The organism is Photorhabdus kleinii (assembly GCF_025384885.1).
Lineage (GTDB): Bacteria > Pseudomonadota > Gammaproteobacteria > Enterobacterales > Enterobacteriaceae > Photorhabdus > Photorhabdus kayaii.
Genome location: NZ_JAJAFY010000147.1, coordinates 1 through 999, shown reverse-complemented (window position 1 = coordinate 999; position 999 = coordinate 1). Strand labels below are relative to the sequence as shown.

Genomic DNA, 999 nt, shown 5'->3' with positions numbered 1-999 from the left:
AGCCCAACCAGCGTCCCCTATGGAACGTGCCAGCCTGTGATTTTTCATCATGTTCGCCGCTTTCAGCGTCTCGACAATTACCGCTTGGTTTTCGTCAACAATTGCGCGAGATAATTTATGTTGAAAATCGGCACGGGCGTTGGCTACCCGTTCGTGAACTGCTGCAAGCTGTATGCGGGCTTTACATCTGTTGGCACTTCCCTTTTTCTTACGGGAAAGCGCTTTCTGCTTCCGTCGTAGATTGTGGCTGGCATTGATCAGATGGCGGGGATTGGCAATCTTATTACCGTCCGATTTGATGGCAAAATGCGTCAGCCCCATATCCAGACCGGTAACATTTGCTATCAGGGTTGGCTTCGCTGGTGCTTCTATCTGCTCGTCACAGAGTATCGAAGCGTAATATTTTCCCGTTACGGAACAGCTCAGAGTAATACTTTTCACTGAGCCAGAGATTTCACGGTGTAAACGCGCTTCAATCGGCGAAATTTTCGGGATTTTGATCGCGCCATCAAGCACTTTGATTCCAACACAATGATAGCTTGATTGTCTGCCGTGTTTGCGTTTGAACGAGGGATAACGGGCTTTTAACTGCGGATTGAAAAAGTTGGAAAAAGCAACGTCGAGATTGATAACCGCCTGTTGCAACGCAATGGAGTCATATTCTTTTAGCCATCCATATCTACGAGATTTTTTCGCTACGGCAAGCAAGGGTTTGAGATCTTTCCGCGGATTTAAATTTACGCCGTGTCGCTGGTAAGCGTGTCTCTTAATGCTCAGGGCTTTGTTGTACGCGAAACGAACCGCACCGAACTGGGCATTGAGATATTCAGCCTGTTCTTGTGTCGGATATACACGGACTTTCGTGGCTCTTAACATAATCAGCGCTCGTTGATATACGCTATTTATTTTAACAGGTTAATGGTAAATATCAATTGAGTAATCATCATGAATCCCTTGAGGGCTTTCTTCGGAAGCGCCATAGTGTAAGTCAACTGGTCG

1 protein-coding gene and 1 pseudogene are annotated in these 999 nt (G+C 46.4%); one reads left to right on the top strand and one right to left on the bottom strand.

The window, feature by feature from the left end; all coding sequences use genetic code 11:
* Positions 1-876: RNA-guided endonuclease InsQ/TnpB family protein (locus tag LG003_RS23085; protein WP_262981772.1), on the bottom strand; the 876-nt coding region annotated here is incomplete at its 3' end.
* Positions 877-932: 56 nt separating this feature from the next.
* On the opposite strand from LG003_RS23085, the pseudogene LG003_RS23660 reads away from it, so the two are divergent.
* A pseudogene (locus LG003_RS23660) lies at positions 933-999 on the top strand (IS200/IS605 family transposase); the annotation flags it as partial.